Consider the following 14,971-nt stretch of genomic DNA (forward strand, 5'->3'; position numbering starts at 1 on the left):
TGCATAGCTTTGCCAGACAGTATGCGCATGTTAAGCGGAGTCAACGTCATGATTCTGTCATCAAGACCACCTTGGGGAAGCCAAACATGCCAGCCAGACCAGAGCCGAAACTCATCTCGGGCAATGCTAACATGCCGCTTGCGACTGCCATCGCGCGGCGGATGTCGATGCACCGGGGCTCCACCGTGGGCCTTTGCGACACGCGGGTTGAGCGGTTCAACGACGGCGAGATATTTGTCGAGGTCTACGAGAACGTGCGTGGCGAGGATATGTTCATCATCCAGCCGACCTCGAACCCGGCCAATGACAACCTGATGGAGCTTCTGATCATGGCCGATGCGCTCCGGCGCTCCTCGGCGCAGCGCATCACCGCGGTGATCCCCTATTTCGGTTATGCGCGGCAGGACCGCCGCTCCCGTGCGCGGACGCCGATCTCGGCCAAACTGGTGGCCAACATGCTGGTTGGCGCGGGGATCGAGCGGGTGCTGACCATGGATCTGCACGCGACGCAGATCCAGGGTTTCTTCGACATTCCCGTCGATAACCTCTACGCCTCACCGGTTTTTGCCCTCGACATCATGAAGGAATTCAAGGGCAAGATGGGCGATATCATGATCGTCTCGCCCGATGTGGGCGGTGTGGGTCGCGCGCGCGAGTTGGCCAAACGGATCAACGCGCCGCTCGCCATCGTCGACAAGCGCCGCGAAAAGCCCGGCGAAGTGGCCGAGATGACCGTCATCGGCGACGTCAAGGGCAAGAAATGCCTGATCGTCGACGATATTGTCGACACGGCCGGCACGCTCTGCAAGGCTGCCGAGGTGCTGATGGATAACGGCGCTGCCGAGGTACATTCCTACATCACCCACGGCGTCATGTCCGGCCCCGCCGTGGACCGCGTGACCAAATCGGTGATGAAATCGCTGGTCCTGACCGACACGATCGCCGCACGCGACGCCGTGGCCGCAGCCAAGAACATCCGCATCGTGCCGACGGCACCGGTCTTTGCCCAGGCAATCCTCAATATCTGGAACGGGACGTCGGTATCATCGCTTTTCGACACCGAAACACTCGGCCCGATCTACGAAGGTTTGTACGCGGCGGAGTGACCTCGACCCGCACGGCAAGGCGTCTTGCGTTGGCTGCGGCCCAAAAGTTTTGTCGACGGCCTCGGCTTCAACGTGTGCGCTTGATTTTCCCTGTCATTTTCAAGCCATCGCGAATGTTCATACCCATCATGGTCAGGTTCGCTGCACCGGCGACAAGTTCGACCGCCTGGACGGTGTAGAACACCGCATCAAACTCACCCGCGGCTGCTTTGCCCGCCAGGAACCAGGCGGCAGGTACCAGGATCAGCAAGCCGTTCACCGCGATGATCGGCATGCGTTTTTTCTTGGCTCTCGTCAGCGCATCCTTGCGCCTCCGACCCATTGCCATGCCCGATCCACCAACGATCGCCATGGCGGGGATCAGGATGAACATGCCCTTCAAGATCAATGCTTTGACCGCGGCAATTGTCTCGTGACTAGCAAACAGCTCGGTGATGGCCGTGGATGTCCAGAAGAGAAAGATCATCAGGAAGCCGATGCCGCCTGCGATTGCGTGAATGCGTTTTTTCATCGCTCTGTCCTCCAGTGCCGTATTTGCGGAGAGATGCCTCAAGCCGTGCAGCAGTTCGAGACGGCAATCTTCTCGAAAAGATGCGGTGCGGTGACGGCGCTGGATGGGTAGTGGCTCAGCGCCTTTTCAAACGCCGGGTTGGAAAACGCCGCGCGGAAATCGGCGACCGTATCCCAGATGGCGTAGTTCAGGTACATGCCACCATCGCCGATGGCCTTGTGCATCTGCGTGCTGATGTAACCCGGCTGTTTCTTCATCCAGAGCGCGTCTTCTTTCCACGCCGCGATCAGGGCGTCGTGATCCGCGGGATCAATCGTGAAAAGGTTGACCAGGACAACCGGGCCAGCGTCGATGCCCAGTTGCTGCTCTATTGGAAAGTCTGGATCGAGGGGCTTGAAGTTGACCATCTGTCTTACTCCGTGAGTGGTGATTTAATTTGGTGTCATGTTGTCAATTTCATCTCACTAACTAATTTGACAACACGTTGTCAATACCGTAAACCATCGACATGAAAAATGAGCATTGGACAAAGTCCGGGGAGGCGGTGACAGCGTTGATACTGGACGTTTTCCGCCTGAATGGTCGTTTGCAACTTGCCGGTGACCGGCTGGTCGCTGATCTCGGGTTGACCAGCGCGCGCTGGCAAGTCCTTGGCGCCATCGCCTATGCAGCCCATCCGGAATCTGTTGCCTGGCATGCCCGCACGATGGGTGTTCATCGCCAGGGGGTTCAACGCATTGTCAACGAGATGGAAAAGGAAGGAATCGTCGAATTCCAACCGAACCCGCATCACAAAAGAGCCCATCTCGTGGTGCTCACATCAAAGGGTCAGGAGCTCTTCGAAGCCGCAATCGCTTTGCAGGTTCCTTGGGTGAACGATCTCTCGGAAGGGCTGTCACCAGATGACATCGCAATCACCCAAGACGTTATCGCCCTTTTGAAAAACCGCCTCGAGGCCGCGTCGAATTCCCAAAAGGATGGCGCGCGCTAACGTAGATCTTCCGTCGGATCCCGACTTTTGGCACGTGGGGCAGACAACAGGCATGCCCTCATCTCTTGCCGTCAATTGTCACGAACCGGGTGGAAGCCCGGCGCGCTTCATGGCACACCTGAAATCAGGAAAACCGCAAGACCCGGGGGCGCGTGCGCATGACCACTCAATTCGGCAAGGGATGCCATCTGCATCTGATCGACGGCTCGGCCTTCATCTTCCGCGCCTATCACGCGCTGCCGCCGCTCACCCGCAAATCCGACGGGTTGCCCATCGGCGCAGTTTCCGGCTTTTGCAACATGTTGCAGAAATACGTGGCCGATAACGCCGGGCCGGACGCGCCGACCCATGTGGCTGTGATCTTCGACAAGGGCAGCCACACGTTCCGCAACGACCTCTACCCCGAGTACAAAGCCAATCGCGAGGCGATGCCCGAAGACCTGCGCCCGCAGATCCCGCTGACCCGCACCGCAACGGAAGCCTTCAATATCGCCTGCAAGGAGATCGAAGGGTTCGAGGCCGATGACATCATCGCCACACTGGCGGTGCAGGCGCGTGATGCAGGCGGGCGCGTGACGATCATCAGCAGCGACAAGGACCTGATGCAGCTTGTGGGCGGCGGTGTCGAAATGCTCGATGCGATGAAGAACAAACGCATCGACGTGGAAGGTGTCGAAGAGAAATTCGGCGTTGGGCCCGACCGCGTGGTCGATGTACAGGCGCTCGCCGGTGACAGCGTTGACAACGTCCCCGGTGCGCCCGGGATCGGGATCAAGACGGCCGCACTTCTCATCAATGAATATGGCGATCTGGAAACCCTTCTGGACCGCGCCGGGGAGATCAAGCAACCCAAGCGCCGCGAGACGCTGATTGAAAAGCGCGAACAGATCGAACTAAGCAAGAAACTGGTTCAGCTTGACGAAAACACGCCGCTCGATTTCACGCTGGACGACCTTGAGGTCCGCGACCCAGAATCCGATAAACTTCTGGAATTCCTTGCAGAAATGGAATTTCGCACGCTTTCGAAACGTGTGGCGGACGCGCTTGGAGCGGAACCGCCGGTGATCGCGGATGCGCCCGCCCCCGAGGCCGAAGAAAGCGCCCCGGAATGGCCCGCCATCGACCCCAAGGCCTATGAACGGGTGGCGGACATGGCGGCGCTGCAAGTCTGGATCGACCGTATCGAGGCACGCGGCTACGTGGCCGTGGACACCGAGACCACGTCGCTCAACGAGATGCAGGCGGAACTGGTCGGGATTTGCCTGTCGGTCGAACCCGGCGAGGCCTGTTACATCCCGCTCATCCACAAGGAGGGCAAGGGCGGCGATGACCTGTTTGCCGATGATAAGCTGGCCGACGGACAATTGAACACCGAAGAGGTGCTGACCGCCCTCAAACCGGTTTTCGAGGATGAGGCGATCCTCAAGATCGGGCAGAACATGAAGTATGACGCCAAGATATTCGCCCGCTACGGCGTGGATATTGCGCCCATCGACGACACGATGCTCATGTCTTACGCGCTCAACGCCGGCACCCATAATCACGGCATGGACACCCTGGCCGAACGTTACCTGTCGCACACGCCGATCCCGATCAAATCGCTTCTGGGTACCGGCAAATCCGCCATCACCTTCGATCGGGTGCCGATTGACGAGGCGGTGAAATACGCCGCCGAAGACGCGGACATCACCCTGCGGCTTTGGCACATCTTCAAGCCGCAACTGCACCGCACACAGGTCACCACGGTCTATGAAACCCTCGAACGCCCGCTGGTGCCGGTCCTGTCGCAGATGGAGATGAACGGCATCAAAGTCGACCGCGAGGTGCTGAGCCGCATGTCCAACGCCTTCGCCCAGAAGATGGCCGGGCTGGAGGCGGAGATCCACGAACTGGCGGGACGCGAATTCAACGTGGGCTCACCCAAGCAACTGGGTGAGATCCTGTTCGACGAAATGGGGATCGAAGGCGGCAAGAAGGGCAAGACCGGCGCCTATGCCACCGGCGCTGACGTGCTCGAAGATCTGGCGACGGAACATGACCTGCCCGCCCGCGTGCTCGACTGGCGGCAGCTTTCCAAGCTCAAATCCACCTACACCGATGCGTTGCAGGACCATATCGACCGCGACACCGGCCGCGTGCACACCTCTTATGTGCAAACCGGCGCCTCGACGGGGCGGCTTGCCTCGACCGATCCGAACCTGCAAAACATCCCCGTACGCACCGAAGAGGGCCGACGCATCCGCGAGGCGTTTATTGCGACCCCTGGTAACACCTTGCTCTCACTTGATTATTCCCAGATTGAATTACGTATCCTCGCGCATATTGCCGACATTCCGGCGCTGAAACAGGCCTTTGCCGACGGGCTCGACATTCACGCCATGACCGCCAGCGAGATGTTCGATGTGCCGCTCGACGAGATGACGCCGGAGGTGCGCCGCCGCGCCAAGGCGATCAATTTCGGCGTGATCTACGGCATCTCGGGCTTTGGCCTTGCGCGCAACCTGCGCATCCCCCGCTCCGAGGCGCAAGGGTTCATCGACCGCTATTTCGAACGCTTCCCTGGCATCCGGGCCTATATGGACGACACGGTGAAGTTCGCCAAGGAACACGGGTTCGTACAGACGCTCTTTGGTCGCAAGATCCACACGCCCGAGATTAACGCCAAGGGCCCCCATGCGGGGTTCGCTCGCCGCGCCGCGATCAATGCGCCGATCCAGGGAACCGCCGCCGATATCATCCGCCGCGCCATGATCCGCATGCCCGCGGCCATCGACGGGCTGCCCTGCAGGATGCTGTTGCAAGTCCATGACGAATTGCTCTTCGAGGTCGAAGAGAGCGCCGCCGAGGACGTGATCAAAACCGCCCGTGACGTGATGGAAAACGCGGCCAATCCGGCGGTGCACCTGGACGTGCCGCTAACCGTGGATGCGGGCAAGGGCATGAACTGGGCCGAAGCGCATTAAGGCGCCCCGACGGCCTGATCCCGAAGCCAACCGCCAGACTTGGTCCGGCTCAGGCCGACCCGCTCTGGCACTGTCCGGAAACCTGCGTTAAACGGGTCGCCAACGCGACACGCAAACATGGGCAAGACATGGCACGGCATCTCATCACCTCGGCCATTCCCTATATCAACGGGATCAAACATCTGGGCAATCTGGTGGGCTCGCAGCTCCCGGCGGATCTCTATGCGCGGTACTTGCGCGGACGGGGGCACGAGGTGCTGTTTCTCTGCGCCACCGATGAACATGGCACCCCCGCCGAGCTGGCCGCCGCCAAGGCCGACAAACCGGTTGCCGACTACTGCGCCGAGATGTGGGAGGTTCAGGACCGCCTTGGCAAGGGCTTCCGGCTCAGTTTTGATCATTTCGGCCGCTCGTCCAGCGCGCAGAACCGGGCGTTGACGCAGCATTTTGCCGGGCGACTGCATGATGCGGGCCTCATTCGTGAGGTCAGCGAGAAGCAAGTTTATTCAAACGCCGATGGCCGGTTCCTGCCGGACCGCTATATCGAGGGCACCTGCCCCAACTGCGGCTATGACAAGGCGCGGGGCGACCAATGCGAAAACTGCACCAAGCAGCTTGATCCCACTGACCTGATCGAGCCGCGCAGCGCCGTTTCAGGGTCGACCGATTTGGAAGTGCGCGAAACCAAGCATCTTTACCTTTGTCAAAGCCAGATGCGCGACGATCTGAACGCCTGGATCGACAGCAAGGCCGACTGGCCGATCCTGACCACGTCGATTGCCAAGAAATGGCTGAATGACGGTGACGGGTTGCAGGATCGCGGCATCACCCGCGATCTCGATTGGGGTGTGCCCGTCAAGCGCGGCACAAAGGATTGGCCGGGCATGGAGGACAAGGTGTTCTATGTCTGGTTCGATGCGCCCATCGAATACATCGCCTGCGCGCAGGAATGGCAGGATGCGGGCAAGGGCGTGGATTGGGAACGCTGGTGGCGTACCGACAAGGGGGCCGATGACGTGACCTATACCCAGTTCATGGGCAAGGATAACGTCCCCTTTCACACGCTGAGCTTTCCGTCGACCATTCTCGGATCGGGTGAGCCGTGGAAGCTCGTGGATTACATCAAGAGTTTCAATTACCTGAACTATGATGGCGGGCAGTTCTCGACCTCGCAGGGCCGCGGCATCTTCATGGATCACGCGCTTGAGATCCTGCCTGCCGACTACTGGCGCTGGTGGCTGCTGAGCCACGCGCCGGAGAGCAGTGACAGCGAATTCACGTGGGAAAACTTCCAGACCAGCGTGAACAAGGATCTGGCCGACGTGCTGGGGAATTTCGTCAGCCGCGTGACCAAGTTCTGCCGGTCGAAATTTGGCGAGGAAATCCCTGAGGGCGGCAGCCATGGCCCGCAGGAAGAGGCATTGATCGCGGAACTGACCACCCGCATCCGCGCCTATGAAGGCCATATGGAAGCCATCGAAGTCCGCAAATCCGCCACCGAATTGCGCGCAATCTGGGTCGCCGGGAACGAGTACCTGCAATCCGCCGCGCCCTGGGCCACCTTCAAGGAAGATCCGGAAAAAGCCGCGATGCAGATCCGCCTGGCGCTCAATCTCATCCGGCTTTACGCGGTGCTCAGCGCCCCCTTCATTCCGGATGCCTCCGCCGCGATGCTGAGCGCGATGCAAACCGATGATGATCGCTGGCCGGAGGATGTGACAGAGGCGCTCGACACTTTGTCGCCTGGTCACGCGTTCACAGTACCCGAGGTTCTTTTCGCCAAGATCACGGACGAGCAACGCGAAGAGTGGCAGGCAAAGTTCTCGGGCACCCGGACCTAAAGGGGATCGCCAAAGTTATTTGGAAGGGTGGCGTCTGAGGCGCATTCACCCAGTGCGCCATCAAGCATGCAGGGCGCGGCCTTACAGCACGAGATCCTCAATTGTTTTCGGATGGTCGGTCACGGCCTCATAACCATCTTCGGTGATGATGAAACTGTCGCCCACCTGCGCGCGGAAGGTCTCGGTCGAGACTGAACCATCGACCGCAAGAACCATGCCCGGTTGCAGGATCGTCTTGTCGCCGGTCACCAGTTGCGGATGTTCGAGGAAACTGAACCCCGTCGCCCGCCCGCAACGGAAGGGATAGTCATACCCCGCCCCCTGGATGACCTCGGCATAGGCCGCATGCACAGACTCCGCCGTCACTCCGGGACGAAGCGCGTTGAGCGCAGCCGCCTGACTGGCCAGTGCCACTTCGTAGACCGCGGCCTGGCTTTCATCGGCAATCTCACCGATCCAGAACGTGCGGTCGAACCCGAGCTTGAACCGGTGAAAATTGGTCATGCCGCAGAAACAGAGGAACACCGGCTCGCCTCGGCGCATGATCCGGGTCGTGGCGCGGTGATGGGTCTTGGTGATCTCGGGGCCGGAGGCCATGATCTGCAGGAAATGCGTGTTGGGGGACATGTCTGCATCGTCGTAATGGGCCGACAAAAGCGCCGCCGCCTTGCGCGTGCCCGCCTGCGACGTGGCAATCGCCACCTCGAATTCCGGCACACCGTCGGCAATGGCCTCGCGCCCGGCCTGCATCATGGCCCCAGCGACCTGCCCCGCATGACGGGCCAATTGCAACTCTTCCGCGGTCTTGATCATCCGCATCTGGGCCAGGTGCGGCGTGACGCTGGCAATCGAAGCGGCATCGACGGATCGATCGACGAAGGCCCGCACCAGCGGGGGCATGTGATCGGGCTCGATCCCGATCCGGTTCGCACGCTCCAGGACCGCAGGAAGCTCAGTGCGCCATTCATCGCCCGCCCCGTCATTCCAGGGCGCAATCCGGCCCACCCGCGCCGATGCCTCGGCCATCGTGAGGTCAATCGTCGGCGTGATCAGGAGCGTCTCGCCCTCTCTCGGGACCACGAGGATCGTCGGGCGGCCAAACTCCATATGCAGGTAGTTGTAATAGCCCGTCAGGTAATAGACGTTGTCATCATCGGTGATCAGCGCCACGTCCAGGCCCGCCTCGGCCAAACGCTGCTGCAACCGTCTTACCCTGTCTGCAAACATCGCATACCCCCCTCTTTTTCAGGGCGGACGTTGGCACCGGTTGTGGGTTAATTCAAATGTTTTCCTCGGCCCGGAGATCATTTGCGGATTGTTGAACGATATCCGCCACCTGTTGCAGATGATCGGCGAGCGGGCTGGTCCGGCGCCAGATCATGCCGACGGTGCGCGTCGGTTGCGGGTTGCGGAAATGCCCGACACAGACGGATGCCGACCGGGTTTCGACCGGCACGGCCATTTCAGGGATCAGGGTCACACCGATACCGGCGCCGACCATTTGCACCAGGGTCGAGAGCGAGCTGCCATCCAACCCCTCCTGCGGCAGCGACGAAGGGATGTTGCAGAAGGACAGCGCCTGATCGCGAAAGCAATGCCCCTCCTCCAGCAACAAAAGCCGCATTTCGCGTAAGGCCTCCTTGTCAGGCACCGGCGTCCCGGCATCCGCATCCGAGCGGACCAGCACCATGTTCTCGGTAAAAAGAGCCACTTCAGTGAAGGCCGGATCCGAAATCGGCAAGGCCACAATCGCCGCGTCAAGCCGCCCCTCGGTCAGTTCCTGCACCAGCCTCGGTGTCAGGGTCTCGCGCACATGCACATCAAGTTCTTGATGGCTCTGCGAAAGGTTGGCGATGATCCGGGGCAGAAGGTAGGGCGCGATGGTGGGAATGACACCCAGGCGCAACCGCCCGACCATCTTGTCATGGGAAGCACGCGCCATATCGCCCAATTCATCGACGCGGTGCAGAATGTCCCGCACCCGTAGGGAGAACTCCTCACCAAAGCCGGTCAGGCGCACCTGCCGCGCGCCGCGTTCAAAGAGTTTCGTGCCGAGGTCCTGCTCCAACTCCTTGATCTGTACCGAGAGCGCCGGTTGCGTCACGGCGCAGGCCTCAGCAGCCCGCCCGAAATGGCCATGGGTGGCAAGCGCCTCGAAATATCTGAGCTGTCGGATCGTGAGATTTGCCATAAGAAAAAATTATCGAGCAGATCAGAAAATGCAACTTAAAACTATTCTAAACTGTTGCTACATAAGGCAGGTAACGGCAGGGAGGCCGACAAGACCGAAGCAATGCGCGATCGCTGCGACGCGCGGGTCTTTACGTCCTTCTTTCCGCGCCACTCCGCAGTTCGAACGCTTTCGGACCGCCAGACCTAAACCAGCATCGGAGAGACATCATGGACGGAAATGATATAGGCAAAGCGGGCGGATGCCCGGTCATGCACACGAATTTGGGGGTGCGCTCCAACCGGGACTGGTGGCCGAACCAGCTTAACCTGAAGATCCTGCATCAGAACACACCAGCCGAGAACCCGCTGGGACGCGACTTCAACTACGCGGAAGAGTTCAAGAAACTCGATCTCAAGGCGCTCAAGGAAGATCTTTATGCCCTGATGACCGATTCGCAGGATTGGTGGCCCGCGGATTACGGTCATTACGGCGGGCTCTTCATCCGCATGGCCTGGCACGCGGCCGGGACCTATCGGACGGCCGATGGCCGTGGTGGCGGCTCGACCGGCAACCAGCGGTTTGCCCCCCTCAACAGTTGGCCCGATAACGGCAACCTCGACAAGGCACGACGCCTGCTTTGGCCGATCAAGCAGAAATACGGCGACAAGATCTCCTGGGCCGATCTTTTCATCCTGACCGGGAACTGCGCGCTGGAATCGATGGGGTTCAAGACCTTTGGTTTTGCCGGCGGCCGCGAAGACATCTGGGCGCCCGAAGAGGACATCTATTGGGGCTCCGAAGACGAATGGCTCGCCACGACAGACCACGAGCAGAGCCGTTATTCCGGCGACCGCGAACTCGAATCGCCGCTTGCCGCCGTGCAGATGGGCCTGATCTACGTCAATCCGGAAGGTCCCGACGGAAATCCTGATCCGTTGGCCTCGGGCCGCGACATCCGCGAGACCTTTGCCCGGATGGCGATGAACGACGAAGAAACCGTCGCCCTGACCGCCGGGGGACACACCTTCGGCAAGATGCACGGCGCGGGCGATGCGGCGCATGTCGGCCCCGACCCCGAAGCGGCCCCGCTTGAGGCGATGGGCCTCGGCTGGCTCAGCAGCCATGGCAGCGGCAAGGGCCGTGATGCCATCACCTCCGGTCTCGAAGGGGCGTGGACGCCGAACCCGACCCAATGGGACAATGCCTATTTCGATGTACTCTTTGGCTATGAATGGGAGCTCACGAAAAGCCCCGCAGGCGCAAATCAATGGATCCCGAAGGACCTCAAGGAAGAGGACATGGCGCCCGATCCCGAAGATCCGTCGAAAAAGGTGCCGATCTTCATGACCACCGCCGATATGGCGATGCGCATGGACCCGGCCTATGAAAAGATCTCGCGCCGGTTCCACGCCAACCCGGACGAGTTTGCCGATGCCTTCGCCCGCGCCTGGTTCAAGCTGACCCACCGCGACATGGGACCGACATCGCTTTACCTGGGTGACGAGGTGCCGAGTGAAGAGCTGATCTGGCAGGATCCGATCCCGGCGGTGGATCACGCGTTGGTCGGTGACAGCGACATCGCGGACCTGAAAGCCAAGATCCTGGCCTCGGGCCTTTCGACCGCCGAACTGGTCTCGACCGCCTGGGCCTCGGCCTCGACCTTCCGCGGGTCGGACAAGCGCGGTGGTGCCAATGGCGCGCGCATCCGCCTGGCCCCGCAGAAGGACTGGGAAGCCAACGATCCGGCACAACTGGCCAAGGTTCTGGGCGTCCTCGAAGGCATCCAAGCCGATTTCCAGGCGGGCGGCAAGAAAGTCTCGCTGGCGGACCTGATCGTCCTGGGCGGTTCTGCCGCGATCGAGCAGGCCAGCGGCTCAACCGTGCCCTTCACCCCGGGCCGCATGGACGCGAGCGCCGAGCAGACCGACGTCGAAAGTTTCGACGTGATGGAACCGAAGGCCGATGGCTTCCGCAACTATCAGCAGAAAAAGTTCAGCATCTCTGCCGAAGAACTGCTCGTGGACCGCGCCCAGCTCCTGACCCTGTCCGCGCCGGAGATGACCGTGCTGGTTGGCGGCCTGCGGGTTCTGGGTGCCAACACCGGCGGGTCGTCCCACGGTGTCTTCACCAACCGCCCCGGCCAGTTGACCAACGATTTCTTCGTCAACCTGCTGGACATGGGAACCGAGTGGAAAGCGACGTCGGCGGACGAGGATACGTTCGAAGGCCGCGACCGCAAGAGCGGTGAGGTTAAGTGGACCGCATCGCGTGTTGACCTGGTCTTTGGCTCCAACTCGCAACTGCGTGCCATCGCCGAAGCCTATGCGCAATCGGATCGCGGCGATACCTTCGTGGCGGATTTCATCGCTGCGTGGACCAAGGTGATGAACGCGGACCGCTTCGACCTGGCCTGATCGACCCGGCAGAAACACCAAGGAGCGCGGCTGGAAACGGCCGCGCCTTTTTGTTTTGAAACAGATTATTGATCGAGGGTGAAAGCGTGCGGCAACAGCTCTGATATGCTCAGGATCATGTGCTCACCGCTTTGATTGGTGCAGATCACGGGCACATCGCGGCTAAACTCATAAATCACCTGGCGGCAGATCCCGCAGGGGGTGATCTTGGTATCTGTCGCATTGGTCACGCAGACCGCCCTGAGCCCGCGGTGGCCCTGGCTCATCGCACTGCTGATCGCGGAGCGTTCTGCACAAATGGCCGCGCCATAGCTCGCGTTTTCGACGTTGGCACCGCGATGGATGCTGCCATCTTCCATCAGCACCGCACAGCCAACGGTAAAGTTCGAATAGGGCGCGTGGGCCTCTGCCATGGCCTTTTGCGCCTCGGCGATCAGGGTTGCGATTTCGGTATCGGTAAGCTGCATCTTTGACCTTTGCGTTTTCCGCTCCTTAGAGTGTAGCGGATTTTCATGCAACGGCGAGGCGGGCGATGAAACGGGACGAGGCGGCGGCAAGGCTTGAGTTTCTGGAGGCGGCAGGCGCGCTAAAAGATGTCATGCGATCGGGTTTCACCATTGCGGGCCGGCCCGAGGATACTGCCGCGCATACCTGGCGGCTCTGCCTCTGGGTCCTGGTTTTCGAAGACCAGCTTGCGGGCGTCGACATTCTGCGGCTCTTGAAAATCTGCCTTCTCCACGACCTGGGCGAGGCGATCTCGGGGGACATCCCCGCGCCGCTGCAGCACACCGACAAATCGGCGGAGGAGCGCGCCGATCTGATGACCCTGCTCGCGCCGCTGCCAGCCAATGTCAGAGAGAATCTCGCCGCCCTTTGGGATGACTATGCCAACGCCGGCTCCCCCGAAGCGCGGCTGGCCAAGGGGCTCGACAAGCTGGAGACCATCCTGCAGCACACACAAGGCAAAAACCCGCCGGGTTTCGATCACGGCTTCAACCTGGATTATGGCCGCGACCGAACCGATGCGCACCCCCTCCTGCGGACCCTGCGCGACTTCGTGGACGACAAGACCCGGGCCTGTATCGGGACGACCAACCCCGATAGCCAACAATAATTCCGGGTCGCATAGCTCTGCGATGCTGGTTAACCTCAGGGCCTGAAACTAGGCGCGCGGTCCCATGATTCTCAATTTCGGCTCAATCAATCTCGATCTGGTCTACCGGGTGCCGCATCTGCCCGCCCCGGGGGAGACACTGGCGAGCACCTCCTTCGCCAAGTTCCTCGGCGGCAAGGGCGTCAACCAATCCATCGCCGCCGCCCGCGCGGGGGCAACCGTGCGCCACGTGGGCTGCCTCGGCCCCGACGGCGATTGGCTGCGCGACCAGATCGCGGGTTTTGGCCTCACCCTCGATGATATCGCGACGGTGGATTCCCCGACGGGCCATGCGGTCATCTATGTCGATGACAATGCCGAGAATCAGATCGTGCTTTTCGGCGGCTCGAACCAGGGTTTTGAGAAGGCCCGAATCGACGCCGTGTTGAGCAGCGCGGCGGCGGGTGACTGGGTCCTGCTGCAAAATGAGACCAACCTGGTCAGCTACATCGCCGAAACCGCGCACCGCCGCGGCCTGAACGTGGCCTATTCCGCCGCCCCGTTCGATGCGGACGCTGTCGAAGAGGTGTTGGGCGCGGTCACGCTGCTTGCCTTGAACGAAGGCGAAGCCGCGGCACTTGGGGCGAAAACCGGCAAGGCGCCGCCGGATCTGGGCGTGGATCACGTCCTCATCACCAAGGGGGCAGACGGCGCCGAACTGCACTCGAACGGCCAAATGTTTCATCAGGACAGTTTCCTGGTCGAAGCCATCGACACCACCGGCGCGGGCGATACATTCCTGGGCGCATTCATGGCCCGCTTCCTCGAAGGCGACGCCGCCGGGGCCCTCAATTTTGCCGCCGCAGCGTCGGCCATCCAGGTAACCCGCGAAGGCGCTGCCGCCGCTATCCCGAGCGCGGATGAAATCGAGGCGTTTCTGCGCGATGCATAAGGTTCTGATCGACACCGATCCAGGCATCGACGACGCGATGGCGATCTTCTATGCCGGGCTGCACCCCGACATTGATCTCATTGGAATGACAAGCGTTTTCGGCAATGTGACCGCAGAGATTGCCGCCCGCAATGCCCTCGTCCTGTCGGATATGCTGGGCCAGGACATCCCCGTGGCCCAGGGCGCGGCAAAGCCGTTGGAGCAGACGCCCAAGCCCGTTTCGGACCATGTGCATGGCGATGAAGGCTTTGGCGATCTGCCCGCGCAGATCCCGTCGTGCGCGCCCCTCGACATTGACGCGGCCGATTTCATCATCGAGACCGTGCATGCCCATCCCGGGGACGTCATTCTCGCCCCGATCGGCCCCCTGACCAACATCGCCGAGGCGCTGCGACGGGATCCGGAGATCGCGGGCAAGGTCAAACGGCTGGTCATCATGGGCGGTGGGATCGCCCGCGGCAACGTCACGGATTTTGCCGAGGCCAATATCTGGAACGATCCCCATGCAGCTGATGCGGTTTTTGCCGCGGAGTGGCCCGTCACGATGATCGGCCTTGATGTGACGATGCAGGTGCTGGCCGATCCGGCCGATTTTGACAGATGCGCGAAAGCTGCGCCGCAGTTGGGCGGGTTCCTGCATCGGGCCGCGCAGTTCTACATGCGGTTCTACCACGCGCAATACGGCCTGAACGGCGCGCAGATGCATGACCCGACGGCACTCATCGCCGTCACCAACCCGGAGTATTTTGCGCTTGAACCCCTTCGCCTTGAGGTTATCCTGAACGGCAATCGCGCGGGACAGACGCGGCGTTCCGACAACCCGGAGCGGCCTTTGATCGACGTCGCATTGGGTGTTGATGCCGAGGCCGTCAAAGCGCGTTTCCTGTCCGTCATTGGCACCGGACACTGAACCGGCACCGGCAAAGA

The 14,971-nt window shown here is 61.1% G+C and carries 13 protein-coding genes; 8 read left to right on the forward strand and 5 right to left on the reverse strand.

All coding sequences use genetic code 11. The features are described 5' to 3' along the window. Positions 1 to 86: 86 nt before the first annotated feature. The gene (locus tag RBB29_RS06745; protein ID WP_306113790.1) at positions 87 to 1,106 is read left to right on the forward strand and encodes a ribose-phosphate pyrophosphokinase; all 1,020 of its coding nucleotides are present in this window, start codon (positions 87 to 89) and stop codon (positions 1,104 to 1,106) included. Positions 1,107 to 1,173: 67 nt separating this feature from the next. Here RBB29_RS06745 and RBB29_RS06750 read toward each other — a convergent pair whose 3' ends face one another. After that, positions 1,174 to 1,617 carry a hypothetical protein gene (locus RBB29_RS06750; RefSeq protein WP_306113791.1) on the reverse strand — a complete coding sequence of 148 codons (444 nt, stop codon included), beginning with the start codon at positions 1,615 to 1,617 and terminating at the stop codon, positions 1,174 to 1,176. Positions 1,618 to 1,655: 38 nt separating this feature from the next. Then, positions 1,656 to 2,024, reverse strand: coding sequence for an antibiotic biosynthesis monooxygenase (locus RBB29_RS06755; RefSeq protein ID WP_306113792.1), 369 nt, complete (start codon positions 2,022 to 2,024; stop codon positions 1,656 to 1,658). A gap of 218 nt (positions 2,025 to 2,242) precedes the next feature. Here RBB29_RS06755 and RBB29_RS06760 point away from each other — a divergent pair, with 218 nt between their 5' ends. The 3 genes from RBB29_RS06760 (at position 2,243) to metG (ending at position 7,412) form a co-directional block, all read left to right on the forward strand. Continuing rightward, a complete protein-coding gene (locus RBB29_RS06760; protein WP_306121113.1) occupies positions 2,243 to 2,608 on the forward strand; it encodes a MarR family winged helix-turn-helix transcriptional regulator in 366 nt (121 codons plus the stop codon). A gap of 158 nt (positions 2,609 to 2,766) precedes the next feature. Next, a complete protein-coding gene (polA, locus tag RBB29_RS06765) occupies positions 2,767 to 5,571 on the forward strand; it encodes a DNA polymerase I (RefSeq protein ID WP_306113794.1) in 2,805 nt (934 codons plus the stop codon). Positions 5,572 to 5,699: 128 nt separating this feature from the next. Then, positions 5,700 to 7,412 carry a methionine--tRNA ligase gene (metG, locus tag RBB29_RS06770; RefSeq protein WP_306113795.1) on the forward strand — a complete coding sequence of 571 codons (1,713 nt, stop codon included), beginning with the start codon at positions 5,700 to 5,702 and terminating at the stop codon, positions 7,410 to 7,412. A gap of 81 nt (positions 7,413 to 7,493) precedes the next feature. Here metG and RBB29_RS06775 read toward each other — a convergent pair whose 3' ends face one another. Beyond that, positions 7,494 to 8,639, reverse strand: coding sequence for a Xaa-Pro peptidase family protein (locus tag RBB29_RS06775; RefSeq protein WP_306113796.1), 1,146 nt, complete (start codon positions 8,637 to 8,639; stop codon positions 7,494 to 7,496). A gap of 52 nt (positions 8,640 to 8,691) precedes the next feature. Then, positions 8,692 to 9,603, reverse strand: coding sequence for a LysR substrate-binding domain-containing protein (locus RBB29_RS06780; RefSeq protein ID WP_306113797.1), 912 nt, complete (start codon positions 9,601 to 9,603; stop codon positions 8,692 to 8,694). A 209-nt stretch (positions 9,604 to 9,812) separates the two neighbouring features. Between RBB29_RS06780 and katG the strand changes: the two genes are divergently transcribed. Next, positions 9,813 to 11,999 (forward strand): catalase/peroxidase HPI, encoded by a 2,187-nt coding sequence (katG, locus tag RBB29_RS06785; RefSeq protein WP_306113798.1) that lies wholly within the window; start codon positions 9,813 to 9,815, stop codon positions 11,997 to 11,999. 65 nt (positions 12,000 to 12,064) lie between these two features. Here the strand turns inward: katG and cdd are convergent, their stop codons facing one another. Then, the gene (gene cdd / locus RBB29_RS06790; protein ID WP_371931438.1) at positions 12,065 to 12,466 is read right to left on the reverse strand and encodes a cytidine deaminase; all 402 of its coding nucleotides are present in this window, start codon (positions 12,464 to 12,466) and stop codon (positions 12,065 to 12,067) included. A 65-nt stretch (positions 12,467 to 12,531) separates the two neighbouring features. Here cdd and RBB29_RS06795 point away from each other — a divergent pair, with 65 nt between their 5' ends. From RBB29_RS06795 to RBB29_RS06805, 3 genes are all read left to right on the forward strand, one after another. Beyond that, entirely contained in the window at positions 12,532 to 13,113 is a 582-nt protein-coding gene (locus tag RBB29_RS06795; protein ID WP_306113800.1) for an HD family hydrolase, read from the forward strand. Between the two features lie 64 nt (positions 13,114 to 13,177). Then, a complete protein-coding gene (locus RBB29_RS06800) occupies positions 13,178 to 14,044 on the forward strand; it encodes a ribokinase (RefSeq protein WP_306113801.1) in 867 nt (288 codons plus the stop codon). Continuing rightward, entirely contained in the window at positions 14,037 to 14,954 is a 918-nt protein-coding gene (locus RBB29_RS06805; protein ID WP_306113802.1) for a nucleoside hydrolase, read from the forward strand. Before RBB29_RS06800 ends, RBB29_RS06805 begins: the two co-directional genes overlap by 8 nt. Positions 14,955 to 14,971 lie beyond the last annotated feature (17 nt).

It is taken from the genome of Roseovarius sp. MMSF_3359, from assembly GCF_030733385.1.
In the GTDB taxonomy this organism is placed as follows: Bacteria; Pseudomonadota; Alphaproteobacteria; order Rhodobacterales; family Rhodobacteraceae; genus Roseovarius.

Bases quoted from the DNA above. Each gene is read 5' to 3' on its own strand.
- RBB29_RS06755 (WP_306113792.1), bottom strand. From the start codon at position 2,024: ATGGTCAACTTCAAGCCCCTCGATCCAGACTTTCCAATAGAGCAGCAA.
- katG (WP_306113798.1), top strand. From the start codon at position 9,813: ATGGACGGAAATGATATAGGCAAAGCGGGCGGATGCCCGGTCATGCAC.
- cdd (WP_371931438.1), bottom strand. From the start codon at position 12,466: ATGCAGCTTACCGATACCGAAATCGCAACCCTGATCGCCGAGGCGCAA.
- RBB29_RS06780 (WP_306113797.1), bottom strand. From the start codon at position 9,603: ATGGCAAATCTCACGATCCGACAGCTCAGATATTTCGAGGCGCTTGCC.
- RBB29_RS06805 (WP_306113802.1), top strand. From the start codon at position 14,037: ATGCATAAGGTTCTGATCGACACCGATCCAGGCATCGACGACGCGATG.
- RBB29_RS06745 (WP_306113790.1), top strand. From the start codon at position 87: ATGCCAGCCAGACCAGAGCCGAAACTCATCTCGGGCAATGCTAACATG.
- RBB29_RS06800 (WP_306113801.1), top strand. From the start codon at position 13,178: ATGATTCTCAATTTCGGCTCAATCAATCTCGATCTGGTCTACCGGGTG.
- RBB29_RS06795 (WP_306113800.1), top strand. From the start codon at position 12,532: ATGAAACGGGACGAGGCGGCGGCAAGGCTTGAGTTTCTGGAGGCGGCA.
- metG (WP_306113795.1), top strand. From the start codon at position 5,700: ATGGCACGGCATCTCATCACCTCGGCCATTCCCTATATCAACGGGATC.
- polA (WP_306113794.1), top strand. From the start codon at position 2,767: ATGACCACTCAATTCGGCAAGGGATGCCATCTGCATCTGATCGACGGC.
- RBB29_RS06775 (WP_306113796.1), bottom strand. From the start codon at position 8,639: ATGTTTGCAGACAGGGTAAGACGGTTGCAGCAGCGTTTGGCCGAGGCG.
- RBB29_RS06750 (WP_306113791.1), bottom strand. From the start codon at position 1,617: ATGAAAAAACGCATTCACGCAATCGCAGGCGGCATCGGCTTCCTGATG.